This window comes from Paenibacillus sp. FSL P2-0121 (genome assembly GCF_037975345.1).
Classification (GTDB): Bacteria; Bacillota; Bacilli; order Paenibacillales; family Paenibacillaceae; genus Paenibacillus_AQ; species Paenibacillus_AQ odorifer.
In genome coordinates this window covers 5,458,604-5,481,232 of the sequence record NZ_CP150245.1, presented here as the reverse complement: position 1 = coordinate 5,481,232, position 22,629 = coordinate 5,458,604, and the positions used below count along the sequence as shown (strand labels likewise).

The 22,629-nt window shown below is 44.6% G+C and carries 22 protein-coding genes; 15 read left to right on the top strand and 7 right to left on the bottom strand.

The genetic code is table 11. From position 1 onward, the window contains the following. Nucleotides 1-22 precede the first annotated feature (22 nt). Nucleotides 23-442: an Rrf2 family transcriptional regulator gene (locus tag MKY54_RS24245; RefSeq protein ID WP_036677599.1), complete on the top strand. Its 420-nt coding sequence runs from the start codon at nt 23-25 to the stop codon at nt 440-442. Nucleotides 443-644: 202 nt separating this feature from the next. On the opposite strand, the gene MKY54_RS24240 is transcribed toward MKY54_RS24245, so the two are convergent. The 3 genes from MKY54_RS24240 to MKY54_RS24230 form a co-directional block, all read right to left on the bottom strand. Continuing rightward, the gene (locus tag MKY54_RS24240; protein ID WP_036677596.1) at nt 645-1,100 is read right to left on the bottom strand and encodes a GNAT family N-acetyltransferase; all 456 of its coding nucleotides are present in this window, start codon (nt 1,098-1,100) and stop codon (nt 645-647) included. Nucleotides 1,101-1,168: 68 nt separating this feature from the next. Next, nucleotides 1,169-1,786, bottom strand: a complete 618-nt coding sequence (locus MKY54_RS24235; protein WP_339188199.1) for a YitT family protein — start codon at nt 1,784-1,786, stop codon at nt 1,169-1,171. Further along, a complete protein-coding gene (locus MKY54_RS24230; RefSeq protein WP_076129675.1) occupies nt 1,783-2,229 on the bottom strand; it encodes a GNAT family N-acetyltransferase in 447 nt (148 codons plus the stop codon). The genes MKY54_RS24235 and MKY54_RS24230 overlap by 4 nt, the downstream gene beginning before the upstream one ends. Nucleotides 2,230-2,357: 128 nt before the next feature. On the opposite strand from MKY54_RS24230, the gene MKY54_RS24225 reads away from it, so the two are divergent. Further along, a complete protein-coding gene (locus MKY54_RS24225; RefSeq protein ID WP_076105880.1) occupies nt 2,358-2,810 on the top strand; it encodes a MarR family transcriptional regulator in 453 nt (150 codons plus the stop codon). A 178-nt stretch (nt 2,811-2,988) separates the two neighbouring features. Here MKY54_RS24225 and MKY54_RS24220 read toward each other — a convergent pair whose 3' ends face one another. Next, nucleotides 2,989-3,432 carry a carboxymuconolactone decarboxylase family protein gene (locus tag MKY54_RS24220; protein ID WP_076129676.1) on the bottom strand — a complete coding sequence of 148 codons (444 nt, stop codon included), beginning with the start codon at nt 3,430-3,432 and terminating at the stop codon, nt 2,989-2,991. A gap of 273 nt (nt 3,433-3,705) precedes the next feature. Between MKY54_RS24220 and MKY54_RS24215 the strand changes: the two genes are divergently transcribed. The 3 genes from MKY54_RS24215 (at nt 3,706) to MKY54_RS24205 (ending at nt 6,570) form a co-directional block, all read left to right on the top strand. Next, on the top strand, nt 3,706-4,080 hold the full coding sequence (locus tag MKY54_RS24215; RefSeq protein ID WP_339188196.1) for a hypothetical protein: 375 nt from the start codon (nt 3,706-3,708) through the stop codon (nt 4,078-4,080). Nucleotides 4,081-4,238: 158 nt separating this feature from the next. After that, on the top strand, nt 4,239-5,447 hold the full coding sequence (locus MKY54_RS24210; protein WP_076185497.1) for a glycosyltransferase: 1,209 nt from the start codon (nt 4,239-4,241) through the stop codon (nt 5,445-5,447). 22 nt (nt 5,448-5,469) lie between these two features. After that, complete coding sequence (locus tag MKY54_RS24205) at nt 5,470-6,570, top strand: glycosyltransferase family 4 protein (RefSeq protein ID WP_280753810.1); 1,101 nt, start codon at nt 5,470-5,472, stop codon at nt 6,568-6,570. 113 nt (nt 6,571-6,683) lie between these two features. Here MKY54_RS24205 and MKY54_RS24200 read toward each other — a convergent pair whose 3' ends face one another. Beyond that, nucleotides 6,684-7,352, bottom strand: coding sequence for an SOS response-associated peptidase (locus tag MKY54_RS24200; protein WP_076129680.1), 669 nt, complete (start codon nt 7,350-7,352; stop codon nt 6,684-6,686). A 156-nt stretch (nt 7,353-7,508) separates the two neighbouring features. Here MKY54_RS24200 and MKY54_RS24195 point away from each other — a divergent pair, with 156 nt between their 5' ends. The 6 genes from MKY54_RS24195 to leuS all read left to right on the top strand — a co-directional run bounded on the left by MKY54_RS24195 (nt 7,509) and on the right by leuS (nt 14,297). Continuing rightward, the gene (locus tag MKY54_RS24195) at nt 7,509-7,964 is read left to right on the top strand and encodes a DUF523 domain-containing protein (protein WP_076129681.1); all 456 of its coding nucleotides are present in this window, start codon (nt 7,509-7,511) and stop codon (nt 7,962-7,964) included. A gap of 128 nt (nt 7,965-8,092) precedes the next feature. Further along, complete coding sequence (locus MKY54_RS24190) at nt 8,093-9,244, top strand: cysteine desulfurase family protein (protein ID WP_339191273.1); 1,152 nt, start codon at nt 8,093-8,095, stop codon at nt 9,242-9,244. 92 nt (nt 9,245-9,336) lie between these two features. Next, nucleotides 9,337-9,858, top strand: a complete 522-nt coding sequence (locus MKY54_RS24185) for a PRC-barrel domain-containing protein (protein ID WP_036677560.1) — start codon at nt 9,337-9,339, stop codon at nt 9,856-9,858. Between the two features lie 14 nt (nt 9,859-9,872). Next, nucleotides 9,873-10,082 carry a hypothetical protein gene (locus tag MKY54_RS24180; RefSeq protein WP_036677557.1) on the top strand — a complete coding sequence of 70 codons (210 nt, stop codon included), beginning with the start codon at nt 9,873-9,875 and terminating at the stop codon, nt 10,080-10,082. Nucleotides 10,083-10,261: 179 nt separating this feature from the next. Next, a complete protein-coding gene (locus MKY54_RS24175; RefSeq protein WP_036677553.1) occupies nt 10,262-11,329 on the top strand; it encodes an AI-2E family transporter in 1,068 nt (355 codons plus the stop codon). Nucleotides 11,330-11,846: 517 nt separating this feature from the next. Next, entirely contained in the window at nt 11,847-14,297 is a 2,451-nt protein-coding gene (gene leuS / locus MKY54_RS24170; protein ID WP_076129683.1) for a leucine--tRNA ligase, read from the top strand. Between the two features lie 61 nt (nt 14,298-14,358). On the opposite strand, the gene comER is transcribed toward leuS, so the two are convergent. Further along, nucleotides 14,359-15,210: a late competence protein ComER gene (comER, locus tag MKY54_RS24165; protein ID WP_036677548.1), complete on the bottom strand. Its 852-nt coding sequence runs from the start codon at nt 15,208-15,210 to the stop codon at nt 14,359-14,361. Nucleotides 15,211-15,397: 187 nt separating this feature from the next. On the opposite strand from comER, the gene MKY54_RS24160 reads away from it, so the two are divergent. The 3 genes from MKY54_RS24160 to MKY54_RS24150 all read left to right on the top strand — a co-directional run bounded on the left by MKY54_RS24160 (nt 15,398) and on the right by MKY54_RS24150 (nt 19,521). Then, on the top strand, nt 15,398-16,099 hold the full coding sequence (locus tag MKY54_RS24160; protein ID WP_076129684.1) for a ComEA family DNA-binding protein: 702 nt from the start codon (nt 15,398-15,400) through the stop codon (nt 16,097-16,099). 113 nt (nt 16,100-16,212) lie between these two features. Beyond that, nucleotides 16,213-16,731, top strand: a complete 519-nt coding sequence (locus tag MKY54_RS24155; protein ID WP_076129685.1) for a dCMP deaminase family protein — start codon at nt 16,213-16,215, stop codon at nt 16,729-16,731. Nucleotides 16,732-16,845: 114 nt separating this feature from the next. Then, entirely contained in the window at nt 16,846-19,521 is a 2,676-nt protein-coding gene (locus tag MKY54_RS24150) for a ComEC/Rec2 family competence protein (RefSeq protein WP_076129705.1), read from the top strand. Nucleotides 19,522-19,895: 374 nt separating this feature from the next. Here the strand turns inward: MKY54_RS24150 and MKY54_RS24145 are convergent, their stop codons facing one another. Further along, nucleotides 19,896-20,246, bottom strand: coding sequence for a hypothetical protein (locus MKY54_RS24145; RefSeq protein WP_339188192.1), 351 nt, complete (start codon nt 20,244-20,246; stop codon nt 19,896-19,898). A gap of 247 nt (nt 20,247-20,493) precedes the next feature. Here MKY54_RS24145 and MKY54_RS24140 point away from each other — a divergent pair, with 247 nt between their 5' ends. Beyond that, a complete protein-coding gene (locus MKY54_RS24140) occupies nt 20,494-22,557 on the top strand; it encodes a glycosyl hydrolase 115 family protein (protein WP_339188190.1) in 2,064 nt (687 codons plus the stop codon). The last annotated feature ends 72 nt before the right edge of the window (nt 22,558-22,629 follow it).

Below are 22,629 nucleotides of genomic sequence, written 5' to 3'. Positions count from 1 at the left end.
TTAAACTGAAAGAGGTGCCCCTTTGAAAATATCAACCAAAGGTCGTTACGGACTAACAATTATGATGGAGCTTGCACTGAAATTTGGTGAAGGACCAACTTCACTTAAGAGTATCGCTGAGAAAAATGGTCTTTCCGAGCATTATCTGGAGCAACTAATTGCTCCTCTGCGCAATGCAGGACTTGTAAAAAGTATTCGTGGAGCATATGGCGGATACATTTTGTCGCGTGAGGCGAATGCTATCACTGCCGGTGATATCATCCGTGTGCTGGAGGGTCCTATCTCTCCTGTAGACTTTACGGAAGAGGACGATGCAGCGAAACGGGATTTATGGTTGCGTATTCGCGACAGTATTGCCGATGTGCTGGATTCCACAACACTTTATGATTTGATTAACTACAAAGAAGAGAGTTTGGCTGACAATTACATGTTTTATATTTAGATCTCCAATGAAAGATAACTCAACAGTATTATGAATCAACCTTTAGGCTCCCATTTGGGAGTCTTTTTTTATCTTTTATTATCTGTGATTCTATTTGTTCTTACGTTTATTAAGGAGCGCAATCCAGCAGCAAAAGGCTCCGATGAACGCTGCGAGAATCGGTATCCATTGATTAGTAGTCAAGTAAGCACCTCTACAGTACTTATAATTCTTTCGTCATAAAAACACTATAGGGGTCTTCAATGTAATCTGCAAACGGACTACAGTATTCAAACCCATATTGTTCATATAGTTTTCTAGCCGCTTCGAACCCTTCAGTGGATCCGGTTTCCAAGCTCAGCCGCCGATAGCCTTGTTGCTTAGCTTCTTTAATAATATGGGCAAGCATTTTAGATGCAATGCCCTTCCTAAGATGCTTGGTAGAAGTACGCATGGATTTGATTTCACCATGATGGCTACCCAAGTCTTTAAGAGCACCGCAACCTAAGAGTTCGCCCTGCTCCCAGGCACTCCAGAAGGTGATTTCAGGTGTTTTTAATTTATCTAAATTCAACGCATGTACACTCTCTGGGGGAGATTGCTCAAACATGCTCTGAAGATGTTCACTGATCAATGCTATGATTTCGGTTCCGGTTAAGTTATCGATTCTAATCTCCAAATTATTCACTCCCAATGATAAGATTATGGTTTGTTGTATACATCAAGTTTCTTTAGCGGAGTTCGCTATTAATGTTGTAGCAATCGGTCCAAGAATTTCTGTGTAAGTGGCATAAAGTAATTAAGAATTAATCCGCCTAAACAAATGGTAAGTAGAGTGCCAATCCCAATAGGTCCATTGAAAATAATAGCTGCAAATAAGAAAACAAGATAAATGATTGTTCTAGTAAATAGTATACTAAGCCTAGTTATCGTTTGCAGTACTAATGTTAGCCGGTCCACAGGAATCGGTGCGAAATTTGCGTATAAATAAATGGATGTACCTAATCCAATTGCGATTAAGCCTAAACCATAAAAAGCAATTTTACTGATCCACAGATTAGGCTCGATCAGATGGTTAAACAAAAAAAGCCACATATCAATACCTAAGCCTGCTATGAATGCAGTTACCAGCCCTAATAATTCCGGTCTTTGCTTGGATAAACATGAATTACATCCAATCAATAGGCATGCGATCAGCACTTCCCAACTGCCTACTGTAAGACCGACATTTTTGGATAGACCCACTAAAAGCGCATCAAAAGGTGACGCTCCAAGGTCAGAGATTATTGTTAGTGAAACGCCTAGGGTTAAGATGAAAATCCCGCAAGTGAAAATGGAAAACGTAGTTACACTAAACTTCTTCATTCTTTTGAAGCAGAAAGATCTTTAGTCATTAAAAGATGAGGGATGCCATCCTCCATAAATTCAGTAGATGAAGCCCGATAACCAAGTTTTTTATAGAAGCCCTCCGCCTGAGTTTGCCCGTGCAATTTAACTTTTTGATGACCCTTTTCCACCACGATCTCTTCTAATGCAGAAATGATTTTTTTCCCAATTCCAAATTTACGATAAGGTTCTAGGATGCAAATACGCTCTAACTTACCTATACCATCAAGAACGCGGATCCTTCCTGTGGCAACTGGTTGCCCATCATAATAGGCCAGGACATGTTCACATTCTCCATTCAGTGTATCGAATTCATCAAATTCATCATTAAGGGGAACGCCTTGTTCCTCAACAAATACTTTTTTTCTGATTGAAAATGCAGCTTCAAGTTCCTCGATTAGTGTAATTCTTTTAAGATTCATTCTTGCTTACTCCATTCTGTATTTGTTTTTTTTAGGAAAAACGTCATAATGAATTAACGACAATTATAAGTATATATACAATCAATATTGTTGTAAATACAACATTATTGGAACTGGTAGGTGATTGAATGAAAGAGATCCTTCGTGAAGTTGGAATGATAGCGAGGGCATTAGATTCCATAAGTAATATAGAGTTCAAGGAATTAGAGCTTACAAAGGGGCAGTATTTATATCTGGTCCGGATATATGAGAATCCGGGCATTATTCAAGAAAAGCTGTCGGAAATGATAAAGGTGGACCGAACAACAGCAGCACGTGCGATTCAGAAGCTTGAAATCCAAGGTTTTATTGAAAAGAAAGACGATGAAACGAACAAAAAAATAAAAAGGTTATTCACAACTGAAAAAGGCAAACAAGCCTACTCTTTTCTGAAGAGAGAAGGGGACCATACCGACTTGGTTGCGTTAGCAGGATTATCTGAAAAAGAAACGGAAGTCTTGTTTCAACTTTTGCAAAGAGTTAGGAAAAATGTTGAGGTTGAGTGGGAATACGTAAAGAAGGGAAATAAAAGAGAGTACTAAAATCAGCAATTGTTATTGAACTAACCCAACACGATTGCATAAAAAAATGCCTTGCTAGTGATATACTGGCAGGGCATTTTAATAAGATGATTCATATATCAACGGAGCCGTGGAACGTACGGAGCGGAGAATAAAAAAAGAACACCCTAAAGTGTTCATTAAGGTTAATTAATGTTAATTATTGTGCTGCGGGGGTATTTCCCATTGCAATAGAAATTCTGTTCCAACTGTTGATTTGATTAATAATCAGCACAAGATCAACATATTGTTTCTCATCGTAATGTTCACGTACTTGCTTATATAGCTCATCCGGAACTCTTTTGGAAGGGATCAGCGTAATATGCTCAGCTAGTTCGAGAGCAACCTTCTCTTCAGGTGTATAAAAACTACATTCCTCCCAAACATTTAAACAATAAATTCGTTGTTCAGTTTCACCCATTTTACGAGCTTCGGATGTATGCATATCTATACAGAAAGCACATCCGTTAATTTGAGAAACTCTGATTTTGATAAGTTCTCTTGTAGTCCGATTAATCGTAGATTTTTTGGTGTACATCTCCATATCCATCATGATTTTCATACCCTCAGGTGCAACTTCATTGTAAGCAACTCTTTGACTCATTAGGCAAGACTCCTTAGGCTTTAGTTTAGGAATAGTATAACTTTATTTTAACACTATTATTCTTTATATGCGAACATTTGTACTTATTTTTTTATTTATAAGAAGGCAGAAATCACCCGCCGACATATCCTCAAAGCGGAACGGAAATGATATCAATATAATCTTCTACCTGTCTAATTGGCTGTTATTCCACGAGTTTCCCCTTCCTCTTGCCTCACAACTATCGGCTTCCTGGTGAATAAGTTGATAGAAACCAAGAGGAGGAGTGAGGAAATGCCTTATACAACAGGTCTTATTACAAATACAAGAGCAACTGGTACTGCAGCAAGTAATGTAGTAGTCAGTGTTCGTAACACAAGTAATGCGAGTGCAATGATGATCGTCGAAGTTTTTGGTGTTCCATATTCGATGCCAGCTCTTACTCCGCTTTATGTCACAGGGTATTACGTTCCTGCAAAGAGTTCTGATATTAGAGAGTTTTTCATTGGGGGCAATTTGGCTTACGAGGTACAAATTAGTAGTCCTTTTCCTTTGGCAGAAGTAGTTACCTCCGTGTATGGGCTGGACGAGTTCGGAAATCTAGTTACTGATCAGCGAGTGCTTCAATCTGAATTGATGCAGATTACCGCATTATCTATCCCTATATAATAGTAACGTTTAGACCATTAAGCAGCAGTCGCTGAAAGAAATAGGGCGATTGCTGCTTTTTTAGGCGCAATAAAGTATTTTAGGGGCATTCACACAATCATATGAGAGGAATCAAAATATACTGATTTTATACTCCAATGTAGAGAGAGGTAAAAATCATGGCGGATGTAGGAGTAGTTATGCCTGTGTATACCCAAAAGCCGGAGTTTCTGCGGCAAGCTCTGCAGTCTGTTCTACACCAATCTTTTACCAATTTTCGGCTGGTTGTTGTGATCGATGGAGCACCAGATATGGAACCGCTCGTGAGATCCATTATTGTCGAAGATCCGAGGGTAACGGTTATTTCTTACGCACAGAACAGGGGTATAGCACATGCACTGAATACTGGCTTTGATCTTTTGTTTAGTGAGCCCAGTATTCAATATTTGAGTTGGGTTTCCAGCGACAATGTTTATGAACCCCGTTTCCTCGAAATCCTTCGGGGGGCGCTAGTTAGAGGTCCACAGGAGTTAGGCATCGTGTTCAGTTCTTTTCAAAGCATCGATAACGAGGGAAAGTTTCTTCACAACGAACATCAATTGGCTACGCAGCGTAATTATCAGTCACAGCCCAAAGAGAGATTGCTGGATTATTCGCTCATTGGCGTATCTTTTATGTACAAAACACAGATTGCGAAGCTTGTTGGAGCTTATGGAATGGAACCGGTGGAAGATTATGATTACTGGCTGAGACTGGCTGAACATTGTGAGATTCGCTTTATACCGGTGGAACTGGTGAATTATCGTGTAGATTCTACCTTTAGTGTATCTGCCCAGTTACATTCGGTTGAAAATCATCGTAGATGGAGATATGCCTATCATTTGACCCGCCATCAGGCGCGGTTTCGCAGAGGGATTCCGGCGATGATTACCGTTTTATATCCTGTAGTGAATGCTTGTGCGGATGAAATAACGAGGATAGAGAATCTGTACGAACAAACGTATAGCAATTATGAATGCCGGGTGCTGGATTTATCAACTACACGTCAGCCATCAGCTCTATTGGAAACCATACCTCATCCTGCGACAGCGTTCGCTTGGCTGCCTGGGGCTGTGGAGTCACACGCGATTTGCAGTGCTATTGAGCAGCTATCCACCCCATTTACGATAGTTTTAGGTCCAAAGGTTTTTATAGGAGCGCTCGATATTGAGTACATGCTGGAAGCTTTGATTACTACGGGTGGGGATACGATTTCCAACTACTACACGGATGATCATAGCTTGATTGGATTTCGACACAGACATGTCCCCTCGACCAAAAGCCACTATTATAATGAGCTGTTTCGCAGCGCAGATTTGTATGATTTGTTGAAGACCTCTTTTACCTAAAATAATTTGCGAATGAGTGATCATGATGAAGATTTTGTTCACTTTTTATAACCCGAGTGGTGGTATGCAAACTCTGAACCGAGTTCGCTGCCAAGCGTTATATGCTCGCGGTGTAGAGTGCCATTTACTGTATACACACCATGGAAAAGGACAGCAGAATATCCGTAACATTCAAACGCATATTACCAATAGTGATGACGAGATCAGGGCAATGCTTGCTCGTGAAGCTTTTGACTTAATTGTAGTGTGTACGGATATTAACTTAGCAGAGCGGATTCGAGGGTTTGGGTATAAAGGGCCGCTTGTTTTTGAAGTGCAGGGTTTAGGTACCTTAGATGAAGCTGAGCAGGTCGTTAATAATTTTACAGAGCGCATTTACAGGCTCACCGATGCACTGCTGTATCCGGAAACAACCCATTTGCAGGCGCTTTTCAAAGGCGGATTTCCAACCATTCCACAATATTGTTTTGATGATCCGATCGATTGCGATCAGTTTGGATATACCAATTATCCCGCGAAAAGTTTCCCTATCCTCGGTTGGGTAGGACGCATTCAAACGAATAAGAATTGGCGGGAATTTCTGCAAATCGGGCAAAGGCTGCTGGCGATCCATCCCGAGCTTTATTTATGGATTTTTCAGGATGATACGTTGTTTGATCCAGAGCAAAAAGAAAGCTTTGATCAATTTGTAGCTGAGACAGGGATTTCTTCACGGTTAATTTCGTATTCCAATATTCCTCATGAGCAAATGGCAGATTATATGAGCATTATTGGTGATTCGGGAGGTTTGCTCCTTTCGACCTCAATCTTGGAAGGATTTGGATACGCGGTTGCTGAGGCGATGTTGTGCCGTTGTCCTGTACTTACTACAGATTCAGACGGCGTTCGAAGACTTGTCATTAACAATCACACTGGAAAAATATACACGAGAGGGCAGCTGGATGAAGCTGTGAATGCTGCTCTATCCTTAATGGATGATCCGGCACTGCGGGCCAGAATCAGGATGAATGGAGAATGGCATATCCGGACTAACCTGTCCTCCGAGCTGTATGCAGACAGATTTCTACAGATGTATCATCAATTGATGGGACGTAGAATTCAAATTGAGCGGCGCTGGTCTTAACTCTGCGGTTAATCTGCAGGGTTAAGATGTTTTTTCATGGATTAACAACGAGGTCAGAATTAGTGTCAATAAAAGGGTTACAATCATTCCTACCATTTGAATAATATTGTTTTCTATATCTCATTGATTAATTCCTTCGTATTATTCCGGACATTTCCCACTGCAGTGGAAACCGGATAGGCTCTCATTTGATGCTGATCATAGGGTTTAAGAAGCTTTATTAACGAAGTTGCGTCCTGATTGCTCCGGCTTAGCCATTCAGGCTCATCCTCAGGCTTCAAAATAACTGGCATACGGTTATGGATTTCAGCCATAAGTTCATTAGGGGTAGTCGTTATAATCGTGCAGGTACTTAATTTATTACCTTCAGGGTCCATCCAAATATCATACAATCCGGCCATTGAAAAAATACCCCCATCGCGCATCACGATTCGCATGGGCTGTTTACTGCTGCCCTGTGCCTTCCATTCATAGAAACCATCAGAAGGGATGATGCAGCGGCGGGAGCTTACTAATCGCTTGAAAGAAGGCTTCTCAAGGAGTGACTCTGCCCGGGCATTGATCATTTTACTGCCGATTTTATCATCTTTGGCCCAAGAAGGAACCAGACCCCAGCGCAGTTCCCCAAGTTTATTGCTGGACCCTGTGTTAATGACTGCCGGAATTTGCTGCATGGGTGCTGCGTTATATGTTGGAGCATAGTGGATAATGGTAGAATCATTGGCAAAATATCTGACCATCAGCTCTTCCATGGTGACTGTTATTGTATATCGTCCGCACATTTTATACACTTCCCATTCGGTCGTTTTTGAGGCTAGATTTGTTTACAGCTTGTAATCAGCATGTTATGCTCGAAATATTTCTTAGCTTGAACGGCTGTTGAGGGTTGTATCTTATTATAAACGAAGCACAATGAATGAAGAAAGCGGTGCATATAGGTGATTTTGGTAAGCTCTTGTTTAGCTGGCATGAAGGTAAGATATAATGGTACGGATTGTTTGGATGAGAAAATTCAGAAGCTTTTGAATGAGAATCAGGCTATTGCTGTGTGTCCGGAATTATTAGGGGGATTCTCTACGCCTAGAGAGCCAGCTGAAATTGTCGGCGGGGATGGTGAGGATGTGCTTGCAGGAACGGCAAAAGTAGTGGACCGGTCGGGAACAGATGTAACAGAACTATATTTAAAAGGGGCCTATATTACGCTTGAAAAAGCTCAAGAGGTTTCAGCCACGATGGTAGTCCTCAAGGAAAACAGTCCTTCTTGCGGCAGCACCATGATTTATAACGGAGAGTTCAAAGGGAAGAAGATCGCTGGCAACGGCGTGACTGCGGCTTTACTTAGAAAAAACGGCATAGAAGTTACCTCTGAAGAGAATTGGCTGTCATTATCCTAGCCTATGTAGGGAATTGATTACAATATTGTGTTCTTTAGTTTGTGGAAAACTAACTTCTCGCGCGGTATAATTTAATAGTTCTTAAAAACGAACTATTGTCCTATACCCTAGAAGTGGAGAAATGAATGATGAAAACCATCTATTTGGACCACGCCGCATCAACTCCGGTTCATCCCGAGGTGGCCAAGGTCATGCTGAATATAATGACAGAACAATATGGAAATGCGTCCAGTGTACATCAGTTCGGACGTTCAGCCAAGAAAATATTGAATGGGGCGCGCGATACTATCGCCGCCTTTTTAGGCTGCTCGCCGGAAGAGTGGGTGTTCACTGGCGGCGGAACCGAAAGCGACAATCTAGCCCTCTATGGAGCTGTCGCTGCTGTTGCCCAGAAAGGCAATCATATTATCACCTCTGCGATAGAGCATCATGCGGTGCTACATACCTGCGAAGAGCTGGAGAAGGAAGGCTTTAAGGTTACTTATCTTCCTGTGGATTCTACAGGCCGAGTATCCGTTGCAGACGTAGAAGCAGCGGTGCAGGAAGACACGGTGCTAATCAGTGTAATGTATGCCAACAATGAGGTAGGAACCGTTCAGCCGATTCAGGAAATTGGCCAGCTTGTCAGAGAGCGGGGAATTCTGTTCCATGTTGATGCTGTACAAGCTCTTGGTGCCTTACCGATCACACTGCGGGAGCTTCCAGTAGATTACATGAGCTTTACAGCTCACAAAATCAATGGACCTGGGGGGATCGGTGGCCTTTATGTGCGGAGTGGAGCACCGCTGCATTCAAGACTCCACGGTGGCCTTCAGGAGCGCGGCAGACGAGCCGGAACAGAAAATCTAGCAGGTACTGCTGGATTTGCCAAGGCTGTTGAAATAGCAGTTACAGGTCTATCAGAACGTCGACAAAAAGTGCAGCTCCTGCGCAATAGACTACTTGAAGAGCTGGATGCGCTGATTGGCCGGGAAAGTTATTCGATTAACGGCAATACCGAGCATTTTTTGCCAAGTATACTGAATTTGAGCTTCCCGGGAGCTAGAACAGATGTTATGCTGATGAACCTGGATATGGACGGGATTGCGGCAGCAAGCGGTTCAGCCTGCACGTCAGGATCACTGGAAATATCCCATGTTCTGAGAGCAATGGAGCTTCCAGAAAATATTTTAGGGTCCGCGATTCGATTTAGCATGGGTTTGGGTAATACTACTGAAGAAATTGAGTACGTTGCTCGAAAAGTTGAAACCATTCTGAATCGGCTGCGTATCAGAGACTAGTTACTTCTAGGCTATGATAGGTATCCTGATCATTCGGGCTTTCACTTTTTGAGAACTCGTAATTACACTCAAAGTGAGGAGACCGAGCAGTCATGAAACTTCAAGATCTGATCGGCTTGGCTGTATATGAAGTTGAAGAGGGTAACGCAATCGGCAAAATTGTCGATATTTTGCTCGATTCAAACTGGAATATTACGGGTATTGAACTGGAAAGCAAATCTTTTTTTGGTGGCCATGTGAAATTTGTGGCATGGGAAGATATTGTGGCCTACGGCGAGGATGCTGTCATGATTCGTAGTAAAGAGTCGATTGATAAGATAGATGCCGATCATATACCTTGTACTTTTCTACTTGGAAAGAACAAACTTAAGGATTTAAAAGTGCTAACTACAACTGGAACTATACTCGGACGAATATCTGATGTTTATTTTGACCAAAAGTTGGGAAACACAATAGGAGCGCTGGAAATTAGTGACGGGCTTGTCACTGATTTGATCGAAGGCCGCAAATGGCTGCCTTGTTCTGACGAGATGTCCATTGGTGAGAATGCATTAATGGTTCCTGCGATGAGCGAAGAACGGCTACAAAAAGCCATTAATATTGTTAACGGATAGGTGGAATGTATTATATGAAGTGTCCAAACTGCAACTCCAAAGATATCGGAAAGATCGGTTCCCACCAGTTTTATTGCTGGGGCTGTTTCATCGAATTGACGGTAAATGGCGAGAAAATGTCGGTTTATCAAGTTGAAGAAGACGGCACACTAAGCTCACTGGACGACCTGTTCTCCGGGGATGATATGACTCAGGATTTCCCGCAAATTCATGCGTCGTCTTGACTATGAATCTTGCTTTGTAAGCAAGACTGCTCTATGTACTTAAGCGTCAATTTCCTTTCAGCTGAAATCAGTTGTAAGGTTATTGACGCTTTTTTGTGTGTTTGATGGTTATTTTGCTGCGGCCATACATATACTTATTTACGAAGCTAGTCCAGGCTCTACCGCAGGAGGGTACTCTCATGGAACAATGGTCCCAAAGTAAATGGTTCCGCTGGATGATCGGAGTGCTGCTATCCCTGATCATTTTGTATTTTGTTTGGTTGCTTCGTCCGATGCTGCAGGGGATTTTTGTATTCTTAAAGGCAATCCTCGCTCCATTTCTGGCAGCTATGATTATTTCCTATGTGCTGAATCCGGTGGTTAGTATGCTGGCCGGACGGAAGATGCCGCGTAGCGTAGCTGTTCTACTTATATATGCAGTGTTTCTAACGGCGATTACCGTGATCGCCATCAACCTTATCCCGATGTTTATTGAGCAGCTTGAAGAGTTAAATGAACATCTGCCTGAGATCACACTGCAAGCCCAGGGGCTGATGAGCCATATGAATACAAGGCTAATACCGCCTGGGGTTGAAATGGGGATGAACAACTGGTTTTTTCAACTGGAGAATCGTCTGGCCGAAGGGATTTCTCATTTTCTCGATAACATAGGGACAACGATTAACTTGCTGTTCAATGCTTTTATCGTGCCGTTTCTGGTGTTCTATATTCTGAAGGATTTTGACGTATTTGAACGGACGGTGGTCTCTTGTCTGCCCCGCGCACGCCGCAAGTCTATTGTTACTTTGTTAAAAGATATTGATGCCGCGCTCGGCAATTACATTCGCGGACAATTTCTGGTCTGCATCATTATAGGTGTGCTCGCCTATATCGGCTATGCTATCGTCGGAATGCCTTATGCCTTACTGTTCGCCAGTGTGGTGGCAGTATTTAATATTGTTCCGTATATGGGTCCTTTTCTAGGGGCTGCACCTGCCATTGTGATGGCTTCGACCGTCTCTTTTCGATTAGTTCTACTGGTTGCTGTGGTAAACACTTTATGCCAAATTGTGGAGAGCAATATTATTTCTCCACAGGTAGTAGGCAGGACGCTACATTTGCATCCGCTGCTTATTATCTTTGCATTGCTGGTAGGTGGTGAGCTGGCAGGGATGATTGGACTGATCCTTGCTGTACCGTTCTTTGCAGCTGCAAAAGTCGTTATTCAACACTTTATGGCGTTTTTAATCAAACGAAAGCCTGTATAAAGGGATAATCATTGACTATTGATAACAGTTTTGTATATAATGTTGGGGAATATTACTGATGACTCAGTATATAGTTGTTCGATGATGAGGAGTATTAATTCTATACCGTTATTGCAGAGAGCCGGCACTAAGGTGCGAGTCGGTTAACGGAACAGAGTGAACTCACCTCGGAGTAACGGTGCAAGTTTACAGGATATCCATAAGAGATAATGGATGTCATGAATGAACCGCCGTCGCCTCACCCCCGCTAAAGGGTGCAAAGTGAGTGGCAGAATAAAGTATATTCAGCCGCTAACTAGGGTGGTACCACGGGAATTATAACCTCTCGTCCCTAGCGATAATACGCTAGGGATGGGAGGTTTTTTTGTAAATATAAGAGAGTATACGTTTCACGCAATACTTCATGTCTTATATTTCCCGCATAAATGCTTACCGTCCTTATATGGACACCGAGGGCGAATATGCTTGGTTAAGGAATAAGAAATCTAAGAAGTAACACTCCAAGGAGGAGCAGACAATGAGCGACAACCAAACAAATAGCATACCCGCTACTGGTTACCGGGCGCAGGCTATTGAGCCGAAATGGCAAAAGTTCTGGGATGAGAACAAAAGCTTTAAGACAGGAGAAGATCCTGAAAAACCCAATTTTTATGCACTGGATATGTTTCCGTATCCTTCAGGTGCAGGACTGCACGTAGGTCATCCAGAGGGTTACACAGCGACGGATATCGTTTCTCGCTACAAACGGATGCGCGGTTTCAACGTATTGCATCCGATGGGCTGGGATGCTTTTGGACTTCCGGCAGAGCAGTATGCGATGGATACCGGCCAGCATCCACGTGATTTTACCGATAAGAACATCGATAATTTCCGTCGTCAGATCAAATCGCTGGGTTTCTCCTACGATTGGGACCGCGAGATCAGTACGACTGATCCGGATTATTATAAATGGACACAATGGATTTTTATCCAGTTGTATAACAAAGGCCTGGCTTATGTAGCAGAAGTACCTGTTAACTGGTGTGAGGCACTGGGTACGGTACTTGCCAACGAAGAGGTTATCGATGGTAAAAGTGAGCGCGGAGGTCACCCTGTCGTGCGCAAACCGATGCGTCAATGGATTCTGAGAATTACAGAGTACGCTGAGCGTTTGCTGGAGGATCTGGAAGAGCTGGATTGGTCCGAAAGCATCAAGGATATGCAGCGCAACTGGATCGGGAAATCAACAGGTGCAGAAGTGAACTTTAACATTGAAGGTCACGAAGCTAACCTGACCGTGTTTACTACACGTCCAGATACACTGTTCGGAGCAAGTTACTGCGTATTGGCACCAGAGCATGAGCTTGTTGATGTGATTACAACTGAAGCACAGCGTGCTGCTGTGGCAGAATATCGTGAAAAAGCTTCACGTAAGAGCGATCTGGAGCGTACGGATTTGGCGAAAGAGAAGAGTGGTGTCTTCACAGGCGCATATGCAATTAATCCTGTGAATGGTGCGAAGGCGCCAATCTGGATTGCAGATTATGTGCTTGCTGGTTACGGAACGGGAGCAATTATGGCAGTTCCGGGTCACGATACTCGCGACTGGGAATTTGCTAAACAATTCGGCCTGAATATCGTGGAAGTCGTTCAAGGCGGCAACGTTGAAGAAGAGGCTTATTCCGGAGATGGCCCGCATGTCAATTCTGATTTCCTGAATGGACTCAAGAATGAAGAAGCGATTGCGAAGATGATTGCTTGGTTGGAAGAGAAGGGCGTAGGTAAAGGCAAAGTAACCTATCGTCTGCGTGACTGGCTGTTCAGCCGTCAACGCTACTGGGGAGAGCCGATTCCAATTCTGCATTTGGAAGACGGCACAATGAAGACTGTTCCGGTGGATCAGCTGCCGCTGGTACTGCCAGATGTAGAGGCAATCAAACCTTCGGGTACAGGGGAATCTCCACTTGCGAATGTAACAGAGTGGGTGGAAACTATCGATCCTGAGACTGGCATGAAGGCTCGCCGCGAGACGAACACCATGCCGCAATGGGCGGGCAGCTGCTGGTATTACCTGCGTTATATTGATCCGAAAAACGATCAAGAGCTTTGCTCCCCTGAGAAGCAAAAAGCATGGCTTCCAGTAGATCTGTATATTGGTGGAGCAGAGCATGCCGTGCTTCACTTGCTCTATGCACGTTTCTGGCACAAGGTGCTTTATGATCTCGGCGTAGTTGAAACAAAAGAACCTTTCCATAAGCTGGTTAACCAAGGTATGATTCTTGGGAATAATAATGAAAAAATGAGCAAATCACGCGGAAATGTCATCAATCCTGATGAGATTGTGGAAGCATTTGGTGCAGATACGCTGCGTGTGTATGAAATGTTTATGGGCCCTCTGGAAGCAACCAAACCTTGGAATGAAAAGGGTGTAGAAGGAGTTCACCGTTTCTTGTCCCGTGTATGGCGCCTGTTCGTGAGTGAAGATGGTAAGCTGAGCACCAAAATCACAGCAGACGGTGGCACTGATGAGTTCAAACGCACTTGGCACAAGACCATTAAGAAGGTTACTGATGATTTCGAGCATCTGCGTTTCAATACCTCAATTAGCCAGTTGATGATTTTTATTAACGATGCTTATAAGCAAGAAACTTTGTCCCAAGAAGCTGCTGAACACTTCGTACAAATGTTGTCACCACTGGCGCCTCACATCGCTGAAGAGCTGTGGCAGCTGCTCGGTCACGAAGGAAGTATCAGCTACGTGGCTTGGCCAACGTATGATGAAGCATGGACGGTGGATGCTGAGGTTGAAATCGTTATTCAGGTAAATGGAAAAATCGTACAACGCGCATTGATCCCGCAGGATATGGGTCAAGAAGAGATGCAAGCTCATGCGTTGTCACTCCCGAATGTGAGTGCTGCAGTAGAAGGTAAAACCGTACGCAAGATCATTGCGGTTCCTGGCAAGCTTGTAAATATCGTAGTGGGTTAAGCGAAGAACGCAATATTGCCCGCAGCAACGGAGAACTCCGTGCTGCGGGTTTTATTGTTTTCTAACGGTCTACGGGACTTTGAATAATACCGTCATGCCCAAATAACGCATCCAGCTTGGTAACATCCTCATCGTATTTATCATGGGTAGTCATGATGAGACGTTCGAATACGCCCTCAAGGCTAATGCGAAGATGGTTCAGTGCCTCTGCGGTAATCCCACCACGGACAGCTACACGTTCTTGAAGCTCTTGCGGGGTGAATTCTCCTTCTGTTAGCAGCTTGCCTGTTCCAAGCAGCATTTCACCTGCAAGCCGGCTGATTAACGTCTCTTCAATCCCGGTAACTTCCACCGCAGCTTCAATCCAGCGTTCAATGAAATAGCTCAAGAACGCAGGTCCGCAGCTGGAGAAATCAGAAGCGATTCGGGTATGGGCCTCTTGAATTTCCAAAGGAACACCTATGAAAGACAACAGCTGCAGCAGCACGAGCCTGTCTTCTTTATTAAGCCTGCTGCCAAATATGCACAGTGATGTCCCACTTTTGACACAGTGTGTAATGCTGGGGATGATCTTGGCTATTTTGGACGGCAAAGCGGATTCCAGATGTTGCAATTGAACGGGACTTGTAATGGATACGACGATTTGATCGCTGCGGAGATAAGGGCCGATCTCATCTGTTAAGGTTTTGAATTCCAGCGGTTTTACACATAAAAAAACAATGTCACTTCCAGTCGCTGTTTCACTATTGCTTCCGCATAAGTTTATGCCGGGATGACGATCTTCTAGCTCCAGCAGTTTATTCAGACTGCGGTTGCTGGCGAGTACATCGCACGGATTCAGGGCTCCGGAAGAAAGAAAGGCGTCAATTAGCAGGCTGCCCATGCTGCCTGTTCCGATAAATCCAACTTTCACCTGTGGTTCCTCCTTTCTAGCGTTGCTTATTTACTAACTGACATGAATGCTCTTCGTTATATGTATGCAGGATAGACTTGGACAGATGACAGGTTTTGTATGAATTATTAAAGGAGTTTCCAGCCGCAGGAATGTATGAAGATTCACAAAAAGGCATAAGAAGAATTTTTGTGAGGAGGAAAGTAATATGAATAAAGGAAGTATCGTACTCGGAGTGGCTGCTGCTGTAATAGGAAGTGGGCTTTTATGGGCGGCAGGGAGCAAGGGCGATTCCGGGATTGCCGGGTGGGAGACTTTGAATGTTGGTATGGAGCAAGCGGTTGGAATCGCTGAGTCTGGTGCCGCTCCAGCTGCTGGGGGCAGTGAGGGAGGTCATCAGACGAAGGGAAATAAGCTACATTTAGAGAAAGATGCAGGGCAGGCTGAAGCTGCTGGGAATGCTGAAGAAGGTGAGAAGGTTAAGGAGGCTGCGCAAGCAGAACAAGCTGTCCAAACTTCGGCAGATGAAAAAGCTTCGACAGCCGCTGCGGGGGAGAGAGCAGAAGGAGCGGTCCAAACGCCAACGGCAGAAGGCCAAACACCAGCAGGGGCAGAAGTTCAAACGCCAAACATTGCAGGGAAGCAAACGCCGGCAGGGGATAAAGTTGTTGCGGCTAAGGAGACGACTGAGCTTTCCATATCAGCAGCTTCACAGGAAGGTAAAGTAAATGTGAATACTGCGGGTGTTAAGGAGCTGATGGATCTTCCGGGCATCGGAGAAAAGAAGGCTCAGGCAATTATGGATTACCGCAACCGAGAAGGGACCTTTCGCAGCCTGTCTGATCTGGGGAAGGTAAAGGGGATAGGACCTAAAATGCTGGAGAAGTTAAAAGATTTAGTAATATTTTGAAGATAAATAAGAAATGAAGATCGTTGGAAGTGCCACAACCGTTGTCCTAGTGAAAACTTGCGGGGATGTGCTACAATAGTTAACAACTATTTAGAAGGATATGGAGATTGATTATGACTACTGCCTATCGTAAAGACTGGGATACTTATTTCATGGACATTGCCTGTATGGTCTCAACTCGTTCACGCTGCTCACGACGACATGTAGGTGCTGTACTGGTGCAAGGCAAGAAGCTGCTTGGTACCGCGTACAACGGGGCGCCAATGGGCGTACCTGATTGCTCAGAGGCAGGTTGTATGCTATCGGAGCAATATGAGATGGAGATCGTGGATGGCGTAGAGACTATGGTGAAGAAACAGCGCTGCATTCGCACGATTCATGCCGAACAGAATCTTTTGCTATTCACAGACCGGATTGACCGGGAAGGCAGTACCGTCTACGTGACGGATGAGCCTTGCTGGACCTGTGCAAATATGCTGGCTAACAGCGGTATTGTGGAGATTGTGTATTATCGTCCTTACCGTAAGGATATGGAAAAGGTAGAAGCAATGATGGCTGCCAAAGGCATCATATTTCGCCAATTGGAGAATTATGAGCCGCCAAGTGAAACGATGATTAAAGTAGCCGAGTAGCTGTATTGTACAACCCTAATTGAATAAGATGGCTTGAGGAAGAACCTCTCGTGCGCTTTTATGGCGTATGCAGAGGTTCTTTTTTTTATCTTGCGAAAGGAGGAGAATGGAGGCGTGAAGGAGAGACCCTTATTAAGTTTTACAGTGTGTTGGGTGGCTGGAAGTGCAGCAGCGTGTTTATTCTCAGGGATTAGCTTATGGTTGGCGTGGGCTGGATTACTATTTTTACTGGTTAGTATGAGAGTTTGGGTGAACATGAACTGGAAGCAGCTGGCGGTATTTTGTTTGGCGATTAGTTTATCCGCTGGATATTGGGAATGGAATGAAGGCCGTAATTTAAGTCACCTGCCTGAAGCGCTAGGGAGATTATTGTCGGAGTTGAATGAGACTGCCGTGGAGGCTAAGGGGACGATAGTTTCCGTTGTGGAACGGGACGGGGACCGGGTTGATTTCACGATGAAGCTCTCAGAGTTATCGTTGATTACTGAGGAAGATGCCGCTTCACCTGATCCGCGGGACGAACAAGATAAAAGAGTGCATGGGGAGTTAATTATGGTGCAGATCAAACTACTTGCCGAGCAAGAAATCGCTATTGCTGCGGAGTGGCGCAGAGGGGATCAGGTGTCGCTAAACGGTGTACTTGAAGAGCCAGCGACAGCGCGGAATTACGGAGGGTTTGATTATCGGGCCTATTTGCATACGCAGAAGATTCACTGGCTTCTAAAGAGTCAAGGTGCAGAAAATGTGCAAGCAACTGCTCCAGATTCATGGAATCCGTTAATGATCTTACGCTGGAATGATAAAGCGCGGGCAGTTCTTGGAGCGGAGACGGATCGGCTGTTTCAAGCGCGCCACTCTGGATATATGAAGGGTTTGGTGATTGGGATGCAGGATGATCTCGATCCGGATACCTTTAAGCAGTTCTCACAACTTGGTTTGACACATATCCTCGCCATTTCAGGTATGCATGTTGCGGTGTATGTTGGTGTTCTTTTATTTATATTCAGGCGCTTACGGATGACAAAAGAAACCACGCTAACAGTCACCTTAGTGCTCGTTCCTGTATACGTCCTGTTGACAGGTGCGGGTCCGTCTATCGTGCGTGCGGGATTAATGAGTATGATTGCATTGCTCGCTGCACGAGTTGGCATGCTGAAGGATGGACTGAATATTTTGGCTGCAGCGGCACTGGTTATGCTGATTTGGAATCCTTACATGCTGCTCAGTGTCAGTTTCCAGTTGTCGTTTCTGGTGACCTTAGGATTAATGGTCTACGTTCCGCTTATGGACCCTCTGCTGAGCGCACTGCCACGCTGGCTTAAAAGCGCCGTCTCTGTGACTCTAGTTGCCCAGTTAGTCTCATTTCCATTGACGATTTATTATTTTAATCAATTTTCTCTGCTGTCTTTAGTGGCTAATCTGGTTTTTGTGCCCTTTATTACTTTTATCGTATTGCCGTTAGGAACGCTTGCGCTACTGCTTGGACGATTGTGGGGAGATGCCGCGATTTTTTTGGCACATATTACGGAGCTGCTGAATAACGTTACTTTTTATGCGGTTGAATGGATTAATGGTTTTGCTGGTGGAGTTCTGATTTGGCGCTCGCCTTCACTGCTGTGGATCGGAGTGTATTATGTCTTATTGTATGGGCTGTTGTATGCTGCCAAGCTAAGAGTAGAAGCCCGCGCAACACCTCAGTATATGGAGGATGAGACGAGGCCGTTAGCTGAGATTGGTTTATCTGTGAACAAGCACGGCGGGTTTGGGGGAACGGGGAGCGCACAGTATTTTTTGGATGAACCTAAGATTGTACGTTGGAGCGGAGCGATTGTTCTACTATCTGCGGTTGGACTGGGCCTAATGCTGTACAAGGGTTATCAGTCAGAACGTCAAGCGGGTAAAGGGACGATTAGTTACCTGGATATCGGGCAAGGCGACAGTATCCTCATCACTACACCAAAAGGAGCTCATATTCTTGTAGATGGTGGAGGAACGTTAAATTTTGGGCAAAAAGAAGAATGGCGCATTCGCCGCAGCCCGTTCGAGGTAGGGGCTAAAGTGTTGGTGCCTTTGCTTAAAAAACGTGGGATCCACCGTCTGGACGCGATTATTTTGACTCATGGGGATCAGGATCATGCCGGGGGACTCCAAGCCGTTATGGAGGCGATTCCGGTTTCGGCACTGCTTTTTAATGGCACACTCGCTGACCGTGAATCTTATATGGAGATGATGCGGACTGCGCTGGAGAACAATGTTCAACTGTATGCCGTACATCAGGGAATGAGGCTTTCCCCGGATGATAAGACGGAGCTGTCCTTTTTATGGCCGGAAGAACAAGATAGAGAGGGAGCAGCGTCAGGTTCTTCTATGCTGAATAGCATCCCACTGCTGGAGGATCAGAACCACGATTCTGTAGTTTTTCGTCTAGAGATGAACGGAAGAAATTTTCTATTTACCGGAGATATGGATCTGGAAGCCGAGGAGGAGATTGTGCAGCAAGCCCTGCAAAAGGGCATTAACGCAGGACCTGCCATTGACGTTTTGAAAGTAGCTCACCATGGGAGCAAAACTTCAACAGGCGAGTCTTGGCTGCAGTTTTGGCAACCAGCTGCTGCGGTGATTTCTGCGGGAGTAAATAATCTATATGGTCATCCGAAAGCTGAGGTATTGGAACGTTTGGAAGCTAATCAAGCTGCTGTTTTTAGAACGGATCAGCAGGGAGAGATCCAGATGCGTGTGCGGGCCGACGGGATTATTGTGCGTCATAAGTTGGCGGAGGGAGCGGATTAGGGAGGTAGTCGAGTAATGTGATTTAGTGCTGGTGGTGTATGTTAATTTTCGCAGACTCTATAAAGTCCCTTTAAAGCTCCTTTAAAGCTCCTTTCGTGGTCTTTTACACCACTATAAAACTAAAACCTTGTTTAGTTGCACTTTGTGCAATAGATCGCAATTTAAAGTAGCTGGTTCTTCATTTAGTTGCACTTTGTACACTTAAAATCTGGAAAAACGCCTATTTTTCTAAATTTGAGCAGAAATAGTTGCATGAAGTGCAACTAAATCACTTTATGAGCTGGAAAGATCTTTTTTAGTTGCACAAAGTGCAACTAAACGCTCCATATGAACATATCAAAGCACCTCAATTACATATTATCGTTGTAGCGATACTAACTTTCACATAAGTTCCTGTTACTTGCTGATGATCCCAGTCCATTTGTTCTAGCACCAGCTGCTCTAATAATGTAACTGTTGTCCCTGTCTTGCACCAGCTGCTCTAGTAATGCAGATGATATCCTGTTTAGCACCTGCTGTTCTAGCGCAGTAGCTACTGTCCCTGTTCTAGCACCAACTACTCTAATACTGTAACTGTTGTCCTGTTTAGCACCAGCTGCTCTAATACTGTAACTGTTGTCCTGTCCAGCACCAGCTGCTCTAATACTGTAACTGTTGTCCTGTCTAGCACCAGCTGCTCTAATCCAGTAGCTACTTTCCCTATCTAGCGGCTGGTGCTCTAACACAGTAACTGCAGTCTCTGTCTAGTATCTGTTGTCCTCACTAGCACCAGCTGCTCTAATCAAGTAGCTCCAGGAACCGCTGTCCTCCTCCAGTAATTATTACGTACGCATGCACAATCTATGTAAACGCTTTATAATAGAGATAGAAGATTCTGGTAAACTCTATGCCTACTTAAACTATGTTGCAAAGTGCGGTGGTGAGAAGCTTGTGTCCTCCGTGTTTTGTAGCGAATTAGGAGATGAAGCGATAGTGAATACATATGCAGAATTTAGAGTCACAGCGGAAAGTGTATATGATGTTCAAGTGGAACGCAGTAATCCAATTGGACATGCTTGGCGGATGATCGCCAGGGATCATGAGCAGGTGTTCGGAAAAGCTCCGGTACAAGGAGCAGCAGCTACTGTAATTATTCGTTATGCGACAGAGGATGATGGCTGCCCGGAATGGGCGGAGGGTTTTTGTTTGCGTTTTACAGGTAGTGAAGAGGATCGGATCTTGCATATTATCGGCCGCGATGAATTGGGCATTATTTATGGGATGCTTCATTATAGCCGCCACGTGCTTGGTGTCGATCCCTTCTGGTTCTGGGCGGAGCTTCCTCCTGTTAAGAAAGATGCGATCAATTTACCTATTTCTGATTACAACAGCATTCAGCCAAAGGTACGCTACCGAGGTTGGTTCGTGAATGATGAAGTGTGTCTTATCGGCTGGAAGGAGGATTATCCTCCGACGGCGGAGGTATGGAAGCCTGTTTTTGAAGCGCTGCTGCGCTGTGGTGGAAATATGGTAATCCCCGGGACGGATTTGCCGAGAAACGGAATTCATCATCAGCTTGCGGTGGATATGGGACTGTGGATCACACATCATCATGCGGAGCCGCTTGGCGCGCAAATGTTCCTACGTGCTTTTCCGGGCAAGCAAGCCAGCTATAAAGAATATCCAGAATTGTTTGAAAAGCTGTGGAGAGAGGCCATTGAGCGGCAAAAAGATGAAAAAACACTCTGGGTGCTCTCTTTCCGCGGACAGGGTGATAAACCTTTTTGGGAGAATGATCCCTCTTTTGATACTCCGGAGAAACGGGGCGATTTGATCTCATTTGTAGTTCGCAAGCAATACGATATGATCTGTGAATATGTGGACCAGCCTGTGTGCTGTATGGCGATGTACGGAGAAATTGCGGAGCTGTATAAACAAGGAAAGATCGAAGTGCCAGAAGGTGTTATTAAAATATGGGCGGATAACGGATACGGTAAAATGGTGTCGCGACGACATGGCCATCTGAATCTGCGCGTGCCTGCTCTACCCGAGGCAGGAGATCAAGGCAAAAACGGGGTATATTACCACGTCACCTTCCACGACTTGCAGGCCTCCAATCATCTAACACAATTCCCAACGGATCCGTCCTTTATAGTGGAGGAATTACAGGGGGCATTTACGGCAGGGGCTAGTGAATATCTGCTAGTGAATTCAGGGAATATTTTGCCTCATCTCTATACATTAGATCTGACAGCAAAGTTGTGGATGGATGGAACAGCAGATGCTGATGAACAGCTTCAGACCTTCGTTAACCGTTTCTACACAGCGCAGCAGGGGCGAATTGCACAATTGTACAAAAGCTACTTCAAAAACACCATAGTATATGGTCCTAATGCTGACGACCGCGCAGGCGATGAATTCTATCATCATCCGGCAAGGCAGATTATAGGGCATTGGCTGCAAAATAAGACGGAGAGCGATGAGCGACTGCGCTGGGCCTCAGGGGATGTTCCTTTTGTAGAGCAGGTTCGATGGTTCAGGGATCGAGCTGAGCGAGTTGTACTAGTCTGGTATCTGCTGCGAAAGCAGTGCCTAGAGGTGATGGAACTTTTACCCGAAAAAGAGCGAAACAGGCTGCATGTTCAACTGCTAGTTCAAATTGAGCTGCATTGGAGCGGGTGCAGAGGATTATCCTCTCTTTGCCAGGCGTATATGTGTTACCAAGAAGAGAGATTTCCAGAGGCGTTTATCGAAGCTTCTCATGCGGTTTGGGATTATAAGGAGGGCCAGCAGGCTCTTTTACGGGCAGAGATCGGCCAGTGGAAGCATTTTTATCGGGCTGATTGGTTGATCAATATTGCCAACACTATAGATCACGTAGAAACGGCCCGTAAATTTTTGCGGATTCAGGGGGATAGTCCGGATATGTTTTTATGGTATAAGGAATATTTGATGCCCGAGACCGAAAAGCATATCTATCTGGAAAATACGCATCGTAATCCGTTATCAGACGATGAGCTTGCACGGCGGCTACAGGAGAAATTCAGCTCTCTTTAAAAAATATCCACACACCACTAGTGAACGCTTAAACGTTCATCGGTGGTGTTTTTTAATAAATGACCTATTTTT